We start from the raw sequence: 14,290 nt of genomic DNA on the forward strand, positions 1-14,290 counted from the left end.
AAATCTCCTTTTTTTAAGCCTTATAATACGCTTTATTAAATGAAAAGTTATAAATTTAAAAGCAATACAGAAATAATAATCAAACAAAGCCCTAAAAAGCCTATAATATCAAGCTTTTCTTTGAAAAATATAAAGCCACCTAAAAAAGTACCAATTATACCTATACAACCCCAGGTGCTATAAGCTATGCTTAAAGGCATGATTTTTATAGCAAAAAATAAGGCTATAAAGGCTAATACAGCTAATAAAATAGCGATAATTCCTATAAATTTATTTTCAAAGGCATTTGATTTTTTAAGCATTAAATTTGCAAATATATCAAGCAAGGCTGAAAGAATGATAATTAAAAAATAATTCATGGTTTAAAAACCTTATAATTTATCATTAAAATTCCAATTATTGCAAGTATTACTCCTAAAATTTGAGTATTGCTTAATTTTTCATTAAAAATAAAAAAGGCTATGCAAAGTACAAATATAGTTCCTATTAACTCCCACATAGCATAGGCTACGCCTACTGGAATTTTTTTTAACGAAAAGCACATTAAAACATAAGAAATGCTTATAAAAATAGAAGTAAGAGTAAGTGCAAAAAGCATATTTTCAAGCTTTAAAAAGGCTGTGCCTATACTTTCAAAAACAATGGCAAGAAAAAGCAGTAAAAAAGCTAACTTCATAAAATCTTATTCTAAAGTACCACCATAATATAAATTATCAGTTGCTTTTAAACCCAAAGTTGAAAGATACTTTACATTTTCATCTTTTTTAGCAGCCAAGGCAAAGTCAAGGGCATTAAAGCCTAAATCATCAATCTCATTTAACAATGCCCTATTTTCAACCAAAAGTTTTAAAATTTCAACATCACCATAAGCAGCAGCGTGCATTAAAACATTTTTTGAGGTATGTTCTAAGGCACAAAAGGTTATAAAATATGGAGCATTAGTATTATTTGTACTAAGGGCTAATTTTTCGTTATTGTTTATGTATTTTTGATTTACATTTGCCCCGTTTGCAATTAAAAGCCTTACAATGTCCTTTTGTCCAAATTCAATAGCATAAAATAAGGGCGATTTTCCAAATACATTTGTAAAATTTACATTTGCACCCTCATCAATTAAAAATTTAACACTTTCATAATTTTCCAAGGCATAAAAAATAGCACTTTCGTACCCTGCTTCAAGTTGTGCCCCCATTTGTAAAAGTAGTTCTATACTATCTTTTGAAACTCCTTTTAAAAGTGCAGTATGTAGACCAAGGGTTAATTCTTCTCTTGTTGGGTTATTTTTATAAATATATTCTTGTAATTTCGTAAGATTATAATTTTTATCTACAAAGACCTTTGAAATAGGCGAAATATCCCTTATAATCTTTGTTTCCCCAACTGCCCAGTTTAAAAATTCATTTAAAACATTATTTGCGTACAAGGTATTTTCATTTGCATTAAAGCTAAAATTTGTTTGAAAATATTGTTTTAATTTTTCAAAGGTTTTTTCGTATTCACTCCAAAACTGCGTATAAAGCCTATAATTTCCTATGGTTTGATAACCCCAATAGCGAAAATAAGTCTTTAATTTTTTATTTTTTTCTTCTGAAATTTTATTATTTAAGCTTCTAGGATTAAGGGCAAATTCTAAGAGTAAGCTATTAAAATGATTTAGCTTTGGCATGTAAGAAATGCCAGAACATGAACTATTGCTACCTCTAATATCATTTGCAAGTTTATAAAGTTTTTGAGTAAAAGCTTGATTTTTAAGAGAACTTTTACAACTTGCTATTATATTTTGTATATTTTGATTCGTATAATCTACATTTTTTAAATAAGTAGGATTTTTTTCAATGTATTCACAAGTAATATTTTGTGCTGTTAAATAACATACAAAGAAAAATAAAATAGTTAAAATTCTCAAAGTAAGGCCTTAAAAATTTATTTGTTTTATTAAAACATTTTATAATTAAAGCTAAAATTACTTTAAAATAGCTTGAAATTTCAAGCCCAAAGGGACTTAAAATTTCAAGTTTAAAATTTAGCTTTCAAGTTTGAAATTCTTAATCTCGTTGAAATTTAGATATCTGTAAATATTTGCCTTATGGGCATCGCTTAATTTATCACTAACGATTTGTAGGTATTCTTGTGGGGTTGGAATTTTTCCAAGCAAGGCACAAACAGCACCAAGTTCAGCACTGCCAAGATAAACTTGTGCACCCATTCCCATTCTATTATCAAAATTTCTAGTTGAAGTAGAAAATACCACAGCATTATCATTAACCCTTGCTTGATTACCCATACATAAAGAACAACCAGGCACCTCAATCCTAGCACCAGCAGCCCCAAATATACTATAATAACCCTCGCTTGTAAGTTGGGCCTTATCCATTTTTGTAGGTGGTACTACCCACAGACGCGTATTTATCATGCCCTTATTTTTTAGAATTTCTCCTAAAGCCCTGTAATGTCCTATATTTGTCATACAAGAACCAACAAAAACCTCGTCAATCTTCTTAGGACGTTTACTATCATTTAAAATTTCACTTAATGTAGCCACATCATCAGGGTCATTTGGACAAGCTAGGATAGGTTCTTTTATATCATTTAAATTTATATCAAAAACATAAGCATATTTTGCATCTTTATCAGCCCTTAAAAGAGTAGGATTTTTTAGCCATTCTCTCATTTTTTCAGCGCGTCTTGCAAGGGTTGCTTTATTTTCATAGCCTGCAGCAATCATAGCCTCAATTAATACTATATTTGATTTAATATACTCGCTAACACTTTCTACGCTTAAATCAACGCTACAAGCTGCCGCACTTCTTTCAGCAGAGGCATCGCTTAATTCAAAGGCTTGTTCTACCTTTAAATTTGGCAGACCCTCAATCTCTAAAATTTTTCCAGCAAAGATATTTTTCTTATTTTTCTTTTCAACTGTTAATTGCCCTTCTTTTATAGCATAATAAGGAATAGCGTTTACCAAATCCCTTAATGTTATACCAGGTTGTAATTCTCCTTTAAAACGTACTAAAACGCTTTCTGGTACATTTAAAGGCATAGAACCAGTCACCGCTGCAAAGGCTACAAGGCCACTCCCTGCAGGAAAGGATATACCTATAGGAAATCTTGTATGAGAATCCCCACCTGTTCCAACAGTATCAGGCAATACAAAACGATTTAACCAAGAGTGAATTACTCCATCACCCGGCTTTAAGCTTACCCCACCTCTACTTGTCATAAAGCTAGGTAAGGTTTTATGTAAATTTGAATCACTTACCTTTGGATAAGCAGCTGTATGGCAAAAACTTTGCATAACAAAATCAGCATTAAAACCAAGGCTAGCTAGTTCTTTAATCTCATCCCTTGTCATAGGTCCTGTAGTATCTTGCGAACCAACTGTTAAGGTAAGTGGTTCTATATACATTCCAGCCCTAACTCCTTCAACTCCACAGGCACGACCAAGCATTTTTTGAGCTAAGGTATATCCTCCACTACTAGCTTTTGGTTGTTCAGGTTTAACAAAAATTTTTTCACTCTCTAACCCTAGAAATTCTCTAGCCTTAGCACAAAGTCCACGGCCTATAATCAAAGGAATTCTACCTCCTGCCCTAACTTCATCTAAGATAGTATTTGGTGTAAGTTTAAATTCGCTTACTACTTCATTATTTTTTAAAATTTTACCCTCATAAACTTTTAACTCAAATTCATCACCCATTTCAAGCTTACTAACATCACAAATTATAGGCAAAGCCCCACTATCTTGTGCTGTGTTAAAAAATATAGGGGCTATTGTTGAACCCATAACTATACCGCCACTATGTTTATTTGGAACGCCGTTAATTTCTTTTCCTAAATGCCATTGAATTGAGTTTATAGCTGATTTTCTACTTGAACCAGTTCCTACGACATCGCCAACATAAACGATTTCTCGACCTAACTTTTTAAGTTCTTTTATCTTTTCCAAAGAACCACTTTGTCTAACCTTTAACATAGCATTAGCATGTAATGGAATATCACTTCTAGTAAAGGCATCACTTGCCGGGCTTAAATCATCAGTATTTGTTTCGCCAGGTACCTTAAATACTACGCATTTAATGCTTTCAGGTAATTTTTCTTTTTGAGTAAACCACTCAGCATTTGCCCAACTTTCAATAACTTCCTTTGCATAAGCATTAGTTTTACTAAGTTCAGCAATAGTATGAAAATTATCATGTACAAAAATTATATTTTTAAGAACATTTGCAGCTTTTTTTGCTGTATCATCTTGTTTTAAAGCATCGATTAAAACCTTTACATTATAACCACCAAGCATGGTTTCAAGCATGGATAGGGCTTTATCTTTATCAATTGCTGGTGCATTTACTTTACCCTTTAAAATAGAATCTAAAAATTCACATTTAACCAAGGCTGCATCATCAACGCCCGGATTTACTCTATTTTGTAAAAGACTTACTAATTCTTCATCTTTATTTGTTTTAAGCAATTCACAAAGTTCCTTTGTTTGTTCTGCATTTAATGGAAGTGGTGGTATGTTTTGGGTCGCCCTTTCTTCTACTAACTTGCTATATTCTTGCATAAAAGACATTTATACTCCTTGTCAAAAAAATTTGTTATAATTTTAGCTACTTAAAGGATAAAAAATGTTTAAATTATATTATAAATCGCCTTTTTGTTACTTATTGCTACAAAGCAACGAAAATAAGCTAATAAGCATTGAAAAATGTGAAAAAATGCTTTCAGATTCAAGTTGTGATTTACTAAATTTTGCTAAGAATGAACTTGATTTATACTTTAAAGGAAAATTAAAAGAATTTAAAACTACCCTATTTTTAAATGCAACTAACTTTCAAACAAAGGTTTATAAACAATTACTAAAAATTCCTTATGGGCATACTGCTACTTATAAGGATATAGCTATAAAAATACAAAATCCAAAAGCATTTAGAGCAGTTGGCAATGCAAATAAAAATAATCCCTTACCCCTTTTTATACCTTGTCATAGAGTACTTGCAAGTAACGGGCTTGGAGGTTATAATTTAGGTATTGAATTTAAGAAATTTTTATTAGAGCTTGAAAGAAAAAATATTTAATTATTTGTTTTTTTAGTATATACTTTTATTTTTTAAATTTAAGGAAAAATAATGGGACGAGCATTTGAATATAGAAGGGCTTCAAAAGAGGCTAGATGGGATAAGATGAGTAAGCTTTTTCCAAAGCTTGCAAAGGCCATACAAGTAGCTGCTAAAGAAGGTGGAATAGACCCTGAAATGAATCCAAAATTAAGAAGTGCGATAGCCACTGCTAAATCAAATAATATGCCAAAAGATAATATAGACGCTGCTATAAAAAGGGCAAGTGGTAAGGATAGTGCTGATATTAAACAAATTCATTATGAAGGAAAGGCACCACACGGGGCTTTAATTATAGTTGAGTGCATGAGTGATAATCCAACTCGCACAGTTGCTAATGTAAAGGCAATTTTTAGCAAAAACGGAGGAGAGATACTTCAAAATGGTTCTTTAGGTTTTATGTTTTCAAGAAAGGCAGTTTTTCATTTAGAAAAATTTAACGGGGATTTAGAAGAATTAGAACTTGACTTAATAGATGCTGGACTTGAAGAACTTGAACAAGATGAAGAATTATTAATAATAGGCGATTACACTGCCTTTGGAGAACTTAGTAACGCAATTTGTGCTAAGAATTTAACAATTAAAAAAGCCGGGCTTGAATTTATACCAAATAATCCTGTTAACTTTGATGAAAATCAACTCATAGATATAGAAAAATTAATCGATAAATTAGATGATGATGATGATGTTTGTGCTGTTTATACAAATATAGAATAAAGGAGAAAAAATGCTTAAAGAAATTGATGTTAGCAAGGTACAAGAGTATAAATTTGCTATCATAAAGACCGAAAAAGGTGATATTAAGCTTAAACTTTTTGGCGAGGAAGCCCCACAAACAGTGTGCAATTTTGCAAATTTAGCAAATGATGGCTTTTACAAGAATTTAACCTTTCACAGAGTGATACCAAATTTTGTTATCCAAGGAGGTTGTCCTTATGGAACTGGTACTGGAGGTCCTGGTTATGAAATAGCTTGTGAGTGCGATGGACAAAAACACAAGCATTTAAGAGGTACGCTTTCAATGGCACATGCAGGACGCGATACGGGTGGGAGTCAGTTTTTCATTACTCATAGTCCTCAATCTCACCTTGATGGAGTTCACACCGTTTTTGGACAAATTGATAGAAAAGATGAAGAAAGTTTTAAAACGCTTGATTCTATAAAGGCTGGGGATAAAATTTTAGATATTATCATACTTAGTGAAGAAAAAAGCGAAACTAAAAAAGAAGATAGCTAAATTTGGTGGTAGTTTTTGTCACAAATAGTTGATTTTTTAGTACAACTTTGTAGCGATTGGGGTTATGTAGGCATTATCTTTTTAATGACTCTTGAAAGTTGCTTTGTGCCATTTCCTAGCGAAGTTGTAATGATTCCTGCTGGTTATTTAGCACACAAAGGGGATTTAAATTTAAGCCTTTGTATAATATGTGGAATGCTTGGTTCGGTATTTGGGGCATTAATAAATTATTATATTTGCTTTTTTTGGGGAAAAGATTTTGTGTTAAAATTTGGTAAATATTTTGGCATTAACGAAAAGAAATTTTCCAAATTTGAAAAATTTTTTAATGATAATGGCGAATTTTCAACCTTTACCTGTCGTTTATTACCTGGAATTCGCCAATATATCTCAATGCCTGCTGGGCTTGTAAAAATGAAGCTTTTAAATTTTATCATTTTTACCGCTGCTGGAAGTGGAATTTGGGTAAGTATATTAGCCTTTTTAGGATATTTTATAGGGGAAAATCAAGAATTAATAGCCCTTTATTTAAAGCAAATTTTAATAGCACTTGTAATTTTTGTATTTTTTGCTAGTATTATTTATATTAAGATTAAAAAGCCTTTTAAAAAATCAAAAATTTAAAAGGGCGTTGCAAGATTTTTTATATTTATTAATATTTTGATTTTTAAGTTCTTTGTTACTGACTTGATAGCATTCTTTAAATTTTGGCGTTTTAATCACCTTAACATAGGCCTTTGGAATGGCTATTTTATTTTTAATAAATTTTGGTTTTTTATCATAAATAATTAAATTTAACACCTCCACCCTTTTATATTTTTTAGCTAATTGCCTAGCCCTTTTTTCTATCTTAGCCCATACGCCTGAGTTTAAATTTGAATTTTGTGGGGTTATATTACTCATTAAAAAGGTGCTTCTTTGAGAATAAACGCTATAAGAAAAAGAAGCATTTGGGGCTATATGACCTCTTTCATAGCCACTATTTTTATAATCAGACCAGGACGAGCGATACTTTTTAGCGATGTTTGTATCATCTTCAAATTTTGGTCTTTTTTTGAGTTGTTCTTTATATAAATTTAAAGCTAGAATTTCATAAGCTATAGCCTTTGTGCCCTTAAATGCGTAATCATAGCAATTTACATAAAAATATTTATCCATGATTAAAGAACAATTTTTTTTACTAAAAAAAGGCTTAAATTCATCACTCATTTCATATTTACAAAAGGCTAAATTTAAGGCTAAACAAAGGATAAAAAAGCATTTACGCATTATTCTTTTAAGGTCTCTTTAATCTCTTTTCTTCTGTCACTTAATTCTTTTTTGCTTTTGTTAAGGTTGTTGTTAAGTTCGCAAATTTCTTTATATTCTGCATCGCTTGCAAAATCAACTTTTATATCATTTTTACAAATTCTTTTTTTATAATCTTCAACCCTTTGCTTAGCTACTTTTAAAGGGCTTTCAATGCCTTTTAACTTTGTTTGTATTTCATCTTTTATGTAATTTGCATAATCAACATATTCTTTAACCACTTCTATATCTTTTAGCTTTTCATCATCTTTATAAAAACTTATATTTTGCTTGCCATTTTTTTGAAACAAGACCACATAGCCATCCTTTCTAAAATCATAATTTACAGGCGTGAAAATGTATTTTGTCGTATTTGTAGAATTTAGGGTTTGTGTTAAATCAAGCACTAAATAAGAAAAATTTGAATAATCCTTTGAATGCGTAATCTTGCCATACAATAAGGTTTCCATTCTTTTATAAATTGCTAAATCATCAATCAAAGTTTTTTCTACCACAATATCATTTTTTAAAAGCTTATAACTTTCACTAGCCCTTGAATTTGCTATAAATTTAAAAAGATTGTGTTCAAAATCGCAAATAAAATATTCTTCTACTTTACCATTTGTATAATTTTGTACGATTTGTTGCAATACAAAGCTTCCTCTTTTATCCTTTATAAATAGTCCTCCAAGCCCATCAGCAAAGCCATCCTTGCAGACCCCATCCCAAAAAAAATTAAAACCCTTAGCATATATTTCATCAGCCCTATAAGCTATCTTACAACTTTCTTCTTTATTTGTAGCTTGAATAAAAGATAATTTTGCATCATTTATTTTATTATCCTTAGCCTCTTTTAACCTTGCATTTTCAAAGTCTAAAATTTCTTTATAACTTACCCTTTCTAAACCAAACGCACAAAGTACAAAAACACAAATTAATAACAATTTTTTCATAACATTCCTTATTTTTAAACTAAATCTCACATAGAGCACGTAAGTAATTTGCCACTAAAATAACTTGATTAAATCTTATCAGCTTCGATTAATCTACTTAACTGCTTTGCTAACAAGGTAGCACTTGCCTCGTCCTTGCTAAGTGTTTTAATCTTTTGAGTAAATTCATAAAGTCTATCATCCATTATTAAATCACTTGCCTTAAATTTTGGTTTTTGCATTTCATTTTTTTTATCTTTTTTAAAAAACATTTTCAACCTTTATAAAATCTTGATTTATTAATTTTAGCTAAAATTTCCACAAAAAATTTTAAAAAAAGGAAAAAAATGATTTTAATCACTATTTTATGTGTATATACCTTAATTTATTTAAGTATTGATTTTATTCAACTTAATTTTTTAAAAAAAGAAAGAGATAAAAAGGCTGAAATTTTAAGTCAAAATGATTATATAAATGCTGCAAATATTAGCATTGAAAATACTAAATTCAATATATTTTCTAATCTTTACACCCTATTTTTAAATATATTATGGCTAAGTTTTGGCTTTTTGTACTTAAAAGAGTTTTTAATACAAGAAAACTCACGTCTTGAAAATACCCTATTTTTGCTTATCTATCTTATAATACTAAGCCTTTTAACTCTTCCTTTAAGCATTTACGAACAATTTGTAAAAAACAAAAAACAAGGCTTTTCAAATATAAGCACAAAGCTTTTTATAGTGGATAATATAAAATCTTTAATCTTACTCATAATTTTTGGCTTTTTAATTATCTATGGTTTGCTTTTTTGCTATGATTTTTTTGCTTCTTTTTGGTGGTTAGCTGCCTTTATTTTTGCCTTTTGTATAATCTTATGCGTACAAATAATTTATCCTTTAATAATAGTGCCTATGTTTAATAAAATGCAAAAACTTGACGATGAAAATTTACTTAATGAAATTTCTTCTTTAATGAAACGTTGTGGCTTTAACTCAAATGGCGTTTTTGTAATAGATGCAAGTAAGAGAGATAAACGTTTAAATGCTTATTTTGGAGGGCTTTTTAAGAGTAAAAGAGTGGTTTTATTTGATACGCTTTTAAACGCCTTAAATCAAAGAGAATTAATAGCAGTTTTAGGACATGAATTAGGGCATTTCGTGCATAAAGATTTAATCAAATTATTAACAAGCAGTGCCTTAATGCTTTTTGTGCTTTTTTTTATCTTTGCTCATTTGCCAAATTTTGTTTATGAAGAAAGTAATTTAAACGAAGTTAACGCTGGTGTTTTCGTGCTTTTAATTATATTTGGACCAGTTTTTGTATTTTTTATATCACCTTTAATAAATTTTTTAAGTAGAAAAAATGAATTTAAGGCCGATGAACACGGGGCTTTAATGACTTCAAAAGAAGATATGAAAAATGCCTTAATAGCCCTTGCAAAAGAAAATAAGGCCTTTGTTAAAACAAGTAAAATTTATACCTTTTTTCATTTAACTCACCCAAGTATAAGCGATAGATTAAGGGCCTTAAATTGACAATAAAAAACGCCCTGACTCTTGCAAAATCAAGTCTAAATACTCACAAAGAAGAAGCTGTATTTATACTTTGTGAGTATTTGCAAAAAGATAGAACTTGGCTTTTTTTAAATGAAAATAAAGAATTTAATGAAAAGCCCTATTTTAAGTTAATAAAAAGATTTAAAAAAGGGGTGCCCTTTGAGTATTTATTTAAAAAAGCTAATTTTTATGGGCTTGATTTTAAGATTAAAAAAGGCATTTTAATACCTCGCTATGATAGTGAAATTTTATTGCTTAAAATATGTGAAATTTATAAAAAATATAAACCTAAAAAAATCCTAGAAATAGGCTTTGGAAGTGGAATTTTAAGTATAATTTTAGCTAAAAAATTTAATTGTAAAATAACTGCTTGTGATATTAGCAAAAGAGCTTTAAAAATGGCTAAAAAAAATGCTAAAATACACCAAGTTTCACATTTAATAAATTTTGTTTTAATGGATTTTAAAAAGATTAAGGGAAATTTTGATTTTATCTTTTCAAATCCACCCTATATAAAAAATACTTATAAGCTTGATAAATGGGTACTTAGCGAACCTAAAAAGGCTTTGTATGGAGGGGTTAGGGGATATGAAATTTTGCAAGATATTATTGATTTTTCTTATAAAAAAAGGGTTAAGTTTTTAGCCTGTGAATTTGGGCATGATCAAAAAGAAATTTTAAAAAAAATCCTTAAAAAAAAGCATTTTAAAGCAGAATTTTTCAAGGATGAAAATAATTTTGATAGGGTTTTTTACGCCATTAATACCAAGTAGAAACCTTTATATATTATGATAAATATTATTAATTTTTAAAAGGATATTTTTATGAAAGCTATAAATCTTTTTTTATTAGCAAGTTTAGTTGGCATTGAATTAATCTTAGGCATAGTGGTAGCCCCTGTTATTTTTTATCCACAAAATTTAATAGGAGATAATATTTTAACACATTTTCAAAGTGGTTTAATGATGACAGAAATTTTCGTTAAATTTGGCTATGTTTTACTAGTGGTAAGTATTATAAATTTTATTTATGAATTATTTAATTTTTTTACAAATAAAATAACTTTCAAGCTTAAATTTTCAAGTCTCATGTTAAGTAGCATTATCTTAGTTTTAAGCCTTAGTTTTGTTTTTTATTTTACTGCTTACATAGTTGGCACACAAAATGCTGGTGAAAGTATGATTAATGATGAGAATTTTCAAAAAATTCACTCAGCTAGTGAGGTGGTGATGAAAATAATCGTTGTCGCACAAATGTTTTTATACTTTTTAAGCTACAAAATGGCAAAAAAGTGATATAATCTAATAAAACTACGAAAAGGAGTAGATTATGAAGATTAACAATGATGCAACTGCTTTGCAACAAAATTATTATCTTAATAATGCTCAACAGAGTTATGACAAGGCTTTAGGTGATATTGTTGCGATTAGGGCTATTAGTGGCGTTGATGGTGCAAATTTAGCCATTGCCGATTCTTTGAGAACTCAAGCCAGTACTATAGACCAAGGCATAGCAAATGCTTATGATGCAATTGGAGTTTTACAGATTGCTGATGCCAGTTTAACAGGCATTGCTGAAACTACTGATAGATTAAGCGAACTTTCTGTACAAATGAATAATGCAGTCTTAAATGATTCTCAAAAATCTATGTTACAAACTGAGGCTAATCGTTTGCAACAATCCATTGAAGATTCTTTTAATAACGCTACTTATAATGGTAAAAATGTATTTCAAACTATGAATTTTGTCGTAGGAAGTGGAGTAGAAAGTACTAGCTTAAATAGCATTGATAGTAGTGGTTTAGATATTAGCAATCAAGAAAGCATTGAAAGTTTTGTAAAGCAACTTAGTTCATTGCGTTCAGAAATAGGAGCAGGTATTAATGCTATTACTTCAAATATTAACGCAAGTGTGCAAAATAGCCTAAGTGCAAAAAGTAGCGAGGCAAATTTATTAAATGATGATTTAGGCGTTAATACTACTGAACTTAACACTGCTTATCTTAAAGAAAATTCAGCCGCCTTTATGATGGCTCAATCTAATTTAAATTTAGAAACTAAATTATCTGCCTTAATCGGCGATTAAGAGTCCTAAGGGACTCTTACCCCATATATTAAAAGCTTTAACTTGAAAATTTTTATTAATCTTCCTACTTGGCTTGGCGATTGCGTTATGAGTAGCGTTGCGTTAAAGGCTATTTTTGATGAATTTGTTGATGCTAAGTTCGTACTTTATGGTTCTTTTGCAAGTTGTGAACTATTTAAAAGCTTGCCAAACTGCGATATAATCGTGTCTGAAAAAAAACGTTATACTCAAATTTTAAAACTTAGAAACAAACTTGAAACATTCGACCTAGCCCTTTCTTTTCGTTCTGCTTTTTCAAGTAAGATTATATTAAATTTAATCAAGGCTAAAAAAAGATTTTATTTTGATAAAAATGAAAATAAAGGCATGCATCAAGTTTTAAAATATGTTTATTTCGTAGAAAAAAAATTAAATTTAAAGGTAAAAAATCTTAATTTATGGCTACCTATAAAGCCCATTAAAACAAATGAAAAAATCCTTGGCATAAACCCTGGTGCAAAATATGGCAGTGCAAAACGTTGGAATAGTGAGTATTTTGCCACTCTTGCTACGTATTTTAAGGACTATAAAATTTTAATTTTTGGCATTAAAAGTGAATTAGAACTATGCAACGATATTGAAAATTTACTTAAAAAAGAAAATAAAAATGTGCTTAATCTTTGTGGCAAAACTAGCATAAAAGAACTTTGTGAACACATTTCAAGCCTTGATTTTTTTATAACAAATGATAGTGGTCCTATGCATATTGCAACAGTTTATAAAATAAAAACCCTAGTACTTTTTGGTCCTACAAATTTCAAGCAAACTTCGCCTTTTAATAATGAAAACGCTAAAATAATTCATTTAAATTTACCTTGTATGCCTTGTATGAAAAGGACCTGTCCTTTAAAACACCATAAATGTATGCAGGATTTAACCCCTGATATTGCCTTAAATGTGGTTAATAAATATTTTAAGCTTTAAGCTCTCTTACATTTTCAAAAAATACCACTCTACCACTATCCTTGCTAAGTTCATTAAAGCTAACTATATCAAATTCAAGGCATAAAAAAGCAGAAGTTGCAAAATTTTCAACACATAAAGGACTTAAAAACTCGATAAGTTCACAGATTCCAGGATTATGCCCAACTACAGCAACCTCTGTTATATCATCGCTTAATGCTTGTAAAATGGTAAAAATTTCATTCGTACTAGCTAAATATAACTCATCCTTATAAATTATATTTTCACTATCAAAGCCCACAGCCTTAGCAAAACGTTTTACTGTCATTTTTGTTCGTTTTGACGAGCTTGAAATTATGCTATCAAGCCTTATGTCATAATTTTTTAATCTCAAAGCAAGTCGTTTTAAGTCTTCCTTGCCCTCTTGTGTAATTTTTCTATCAAAATCATCGCAAATAGCGTTTTTTTCAGCCTTTGCATGTCTTAATAAATAAATTTTTTTCATCTTTTTCCTTTGATATAAAATTTAACCAACAAATAACCACAAACAAAGCCAAAAATATGGCCATACCAAGCCACATTTATACCCATTAATAAGGGTGCAAAACTCATTAATAAAACGGCTATAATTAAGCCCTTTAAGCTTTCTTTATCAATAGCAGCAAAGGCCCCTATCAAAACGCAAATTGCCCCACTTGCCCCGACTAAATTTGTACTTTGCAAGAAAAAATTATAATCAAAAAGTACATAAAAAGCACTTAAAAAAGAACAAAGCAAACCACCGACAAAGTATAGAAAACAAAATTTTAAGCTACCTAAAAATTTTTCTAAAATTCTACCAAATTGAAATAAAACCACCATATTTACAAATAAATGCATAAAATTTCCATGCACAAACATAGTACTTAACACCTGCCAGAAAAAATTTGCCTTGAAAAATAAGATATTAAGCCCGAGTAAAACATAAAATTCATCATCATAAAAAAGCATAAAAATATATATTAAAACATTAATTAAAATTATAAAATTTGTAAGCAAAAATACCCTTTTAAAAAAATCCCTTAATTGTTATAAATTTCACTTTAAATTCACATAAAATTTGTTAGAATAAAAACCAAAAAAATATAGGGATAAATT

The 14,290-nt window shown here is 29.5% G+C and carries 18 protein-coding genes; 9 read left to right on the forward strand and 9 right to left on the reverse strand.

From position 1 onward, the window contains the following. Positions 1-47 precede the first annotated feature (47 nt). From FMM56_RS02365 to FMM56_RS02380, 4 genes are all read right to left on the reverse strand, one after another. Positions 48-359, reverse strand: coding sequence for a DMT family transporter (locus FMM56_RS02365; protein ID WP_150141064.1), 312 nt, complete (start codon positions 357-359; stop codon positions 48-50). Then, the gene (locus FMM56_RS02370) at positions 356-676 is read right to left on the reverse strand and encodes a DMT family transporter (RefSeq protein WP_150207667.1); all 321 of its coding nucleotides are present in this window, start codon (positions 674-676) and stop codon (positions 356-358) included. Before FMM56_RS02370 ends, FMM56_RS02365 begins: the two co-directional genes overlap by 4 nt. Before the next feature lie 6 nt (positions 677-682). Next, positions 683-1,906 carry an ankyrin repeat domain-containing protein gene (locus FMM56_RS02375; RefSeq protein ID WP_150207669.1) on the reverse strand — a complete coding sequence of 408 codons (1,224 nt, stop codon included), beginning with the start codon at positions 1,904-1,906 and terminating at the stop codon, positions 683-685. A gap of 117 nt (positions 1,907-2,023) precedes the next feature. Next, positions 2,024-4,570, reverse strand: a complete 2,547-nt coding sequence (locus FMM56_RS02380) for a bifunctional aconitate hydratase 2/2-methylisocitrate dehydratase (protein ID WP_150207671.1) — start codon at positions 4,568-4,570, stop codon at positions 2,024-2,026. Between the two features lie 55 nt (positions 4,571-4,625). On the opposite strand from FMM56_RS02380, the gene FMM56_RS02385 reads away from it, so the two are divergent. The 4 genes from FMM56_RS02385 to FMM56_RS02400 are packed head-to-tail and all read left to right on the forward strand — an operon-like array spanning position 4,626 to position 6,975. Continuing rightward, positions 4,626-5,075, forward strand: coding sequence for a methylated-DNA--[protein]-cysteine S-methyltransferase (locus FMM56_RS02385; RefSeq protein WP_150141073.1), 450 nt, complete (start codon positions 4,626-4,628; stop codon positions 5,073-5,075). A 51-nt stretch (positions 5,076-5,126) separates the two neighbouring features. Then, positions 5,127-5,831 (forward strand): YebC/PmpR family DNA-binding transcriptional regulator, encoded by a 705-nt coding sequence (locus tag FMM56_RS02390; protein WP_150141075.1) that lies wholly within the window; start codon positions 5,127-5,129, stop codon positions 5,829-5,831. 10 nt (positions 5,832-5,841) lie between these two features. After that, positions 5,842-6,351, forward strand: coding sequence for a peptidylprolyl isomerase (locus tag FMM56_RS02395; protein ID WP_150151900.1), 510 nt, complete (start codon positions 5,842-5,844; stop codon positions 6,349-6,351). Between the two features lie 15 nt (positions 6,352-6,366). Then, entirely contained in the window at positions 6,367-6,975 is a 609-nt protein-coding gene (locus FMM56_RS02400) for a DedA family protein (protein WP_150151897.1), read from the forward strand. Here the strand turns inward: FMM56_RS02400 and FMM56_RS02405 are convergent. The 3 genes from FMM56_RS02405 to FMM56_RS02415 form a co-directional block, all read right to left on the reverse strand. Continuing rightward, positions 6,964-7,620 carry a DNA/RNA non-specific endonuclease gene (locus FMM56_RS02405; protein ID WP_150151894.1) on the reverse strand — a complete coding sequence of 219 codons (657 nt, stop codon included), beginning with the start codon at positions 7,618-7,620 and terminating at the stop codon, positions 6,964-6,966. The genes FMM56_RS02400 and FMM56_RS02405 overlap by 12 nt on opposite strands. Next, a complete protein-coding gene (locus tag FMM56_RS02410) occupies positions 7,620-8,591 on the reverse strand; it encodes a hypothetical protein (protein ID WP_150151891.1) in 972 nt (323 codons plus the stop codon). Before FMM56_RS02410 ends, FMM56_RS02405 begins: the two co-directional genes overlap by 1 nt. A 68-nt stretch (positions 8,592-8,659) precedes the next feature. Then, complete coding sequence (locus FMM56_RS02415) at positions 8,660-8,842, reverse strand: molybdenum cofactor biosynthesis protein (RefSeq protein ID WP_150141085.1); 183 nt, start codon at positions 8,840-8,842, stop codon at positions 8,660-8,662. Positions 8,843-8,917: 75 nt separating this feature from the next. On the opposite strand from FMM56_RS02415, the gene FMM56_RS02420 reads away from it, so the two are divergent. Genes FMM56_RS02420 through FMM56_RS02440 form a run of 5 tightly spaced genes read left to right on the forward strand, consistent with a single transcriptional unit; the run spans position 8,918 to position 13,174 of the window. Then, a complete protein-coding gene (locus tag FMM56_RS02420; protein ID WP_150151890.1) occupies positions 8,918-10,105 on the forward strand; it encodes a M48 family metallopeptidase in 1,188 nt (395 codons plus the stop codon). Then, the gene (locus tag FMM56_RS02425) at positions 10,102-10,899 is read left to right on the forward strand and encodes a HemK/PrmC family methyltransferase (RefSeq protein WP_150141089.1); all 798 of its coding nucleotides are present in this window, start codon (positions 10,102-10,104) and stop codon (positions 10,897-10,899) included. The genes FMM56_RS02420 and FMM56_RS02425 overlap by 4 nt, the downstream gene beginning before the upstream one ends. A 51-nt stretch (positions 10,900-10,950) precedes the next feature. Then, on the forward strand, positions 10,951-11,421 hold the full coding sequence (locus FMM56_RS02430; RefSeq protein WP_150151887.1) for a DUF4149 domain-containing protein: 471 nt from the start codon (positions 10,951-10,953) through the stop codon (positions 11,419-11,421). A gap of 34 nt (positions 11,422-11,455) precedes the next feature. Beyond that, a complete protein-coding gene (locus tag FMM56_RS02435) occupies positions 11,456-12,211 on the forward strand; it encodes a flagellin (RefSeq protein ID WP_150207673.1) in 756 nt (251 codons plus the stop codon). 42 nt (positions 12,212-12,253) lie between these two features. Next, a complete protein-coding gene (locus FMM56_RS02440; protein WP_150207675.1) occupies positions 12,254-13,174 on the forward strand; it encodes a glycosyltransferase family 9 protein in 921 nt (306 codons plus the stop codon). On the opposite strand, the gene FMM56_RS02445 is transcribed toward FMM56_RS02440, so the two are convergent. Together FMM56_RS02445 and FMM56_RS02450 are read right to left on the reverse strand one after the other, a co-directional pair. Next, positions 13,164-13,658 (reverse strand): SixA phosphatase family protein, encoded by a 495-nt coding sequence (locus FMM56_RS02445; protein WP_150207677.1) that lies wholly within the window; start codon positions 13,656-13,658, stop codon positions 13,164-13,166. The two genes, FMM56_RS02440 and FMM56_RS02445, sit on opposite strands and share 11 nt — an antisense overlap. Further along, positions 13,655-14,191, reverse strand: coding sequence for a rhomboid family intramembrane serine protease (locus tag FMM56_RS02450; protein ID WP_150207679.1), 537 nt, complete (start codon positions 14,189-14,191; stop codon positions 13,655-13,657). Before FMM56_RS02450 ends, FMM56_RS02445 begins: the two co-directional genes overlap by 4 nt. Between the last annotated feature and the right edge of the window lie 99 nt (positions 14,192-14,290).

It is taken from the genome of Campylobacter sp. LR264d, assembly GCF_008633895.1.
Lineage (GTDB): Bacteria > Campylobacterota > Campylobacteria > Campylobacterales > Campylobacteraceae > Campylobacter_D.

Excerpts from the sequence above, each read along its gene's own strand:
- FMM56_RS02365 (WP_150141064.1), bottom strand. The coding sequence starts at position 359 with ATGAATTATTTTTTAATTATCATTCTTTCAGCCTTGCTTGATATATTT.
- FMM56_RS02370 (WP_150207667.1), bottom strand. The coding sequence starts at position 676 with ATGAAGTTAGCTTTTTTACTGCTTTTTCTTGCCATTGTTTTTGAAAGT.
- FMM56_RS02380 (WP_150207671.1), bottom strand. The coding sequence starts at position 4,570 with ATGTCTTTTATGCAAGAATATAGCAAGTTAGTAGAAGAAAGGGCGACC.
- FMM56_RS02385 (WP_150141073.1), top strand. The coding sequence starts at position 4,626 with ATGTTTAAATTATATTATAAATCGCCTTTTTGTTACTTATTGCTACAA.
- FMM56_RS02390 (WP_150141075.1), top strand. The coding sequence starts at position 5,127 with ATGGGACGAGCATTTGAATATAGAAGGGCTTCAAAAGAGGCTAGATGG.
- FMM56_RS02395 (WP_150151900.1), top strand. The coding sequence starts at position 5,842 with ATGCTTAAAGAAATTGATGTTAGCAAGGTACAAGAGTATAAATTTGCT.
- FMM56_RS02405 (WP_150151894.1), bottom strand. The coding sequence starts at position 7,620 with ATGCGTAAATGCTTTTTTATCCTTTGTTTAGCCTTAAATTTAGCCTTT.
- FMM56_RS02410 (WP_150151891.1), bottom strand. The coding sequence starts at position 8,591 with ATGAAAAAATTGTTATTAATTTGTGTTTTTGTACTTTGTGCGTTTGGT.
- FMM56_RS02415 (WP_150141085.1), bottom strand. The coding sequence starts at position 8,842 with ATGTTTTTTAAAAAAGATAAAAAAAATGAAATGCAAAAACCAAAATTT.
- FMM56_RS02420 (WP_150151890.1), top strand. The coding sequence starts at position 8,918 with ATGATTTTAATCACTATTTTATGTGTATATACCTTAATTTATTTAAGT.
- FMM56_RS02430 (WP_150151887.1), top strand. The coding sequence starts at position 10,951 with ATGAAAGCTATAAATCTTTTTTTATTAGCAAGTTTAGTTGGCATTGAA.
- FMM56_RS02435 (WP_150207673.1), top strand. The coding sequence starts at position 11,456 with ATGAAGATTAACAATGATGCAACTGCTTTGCAACAAAATTATTATCTT.
- FMM56_RS02445 (WP_150207677.1), bottom strand. The coding sequence starts at position 13,658 with ATGAAAAAAATTTATTTATTAAGACATGCAAAGGCTGAAAAAAACGCT.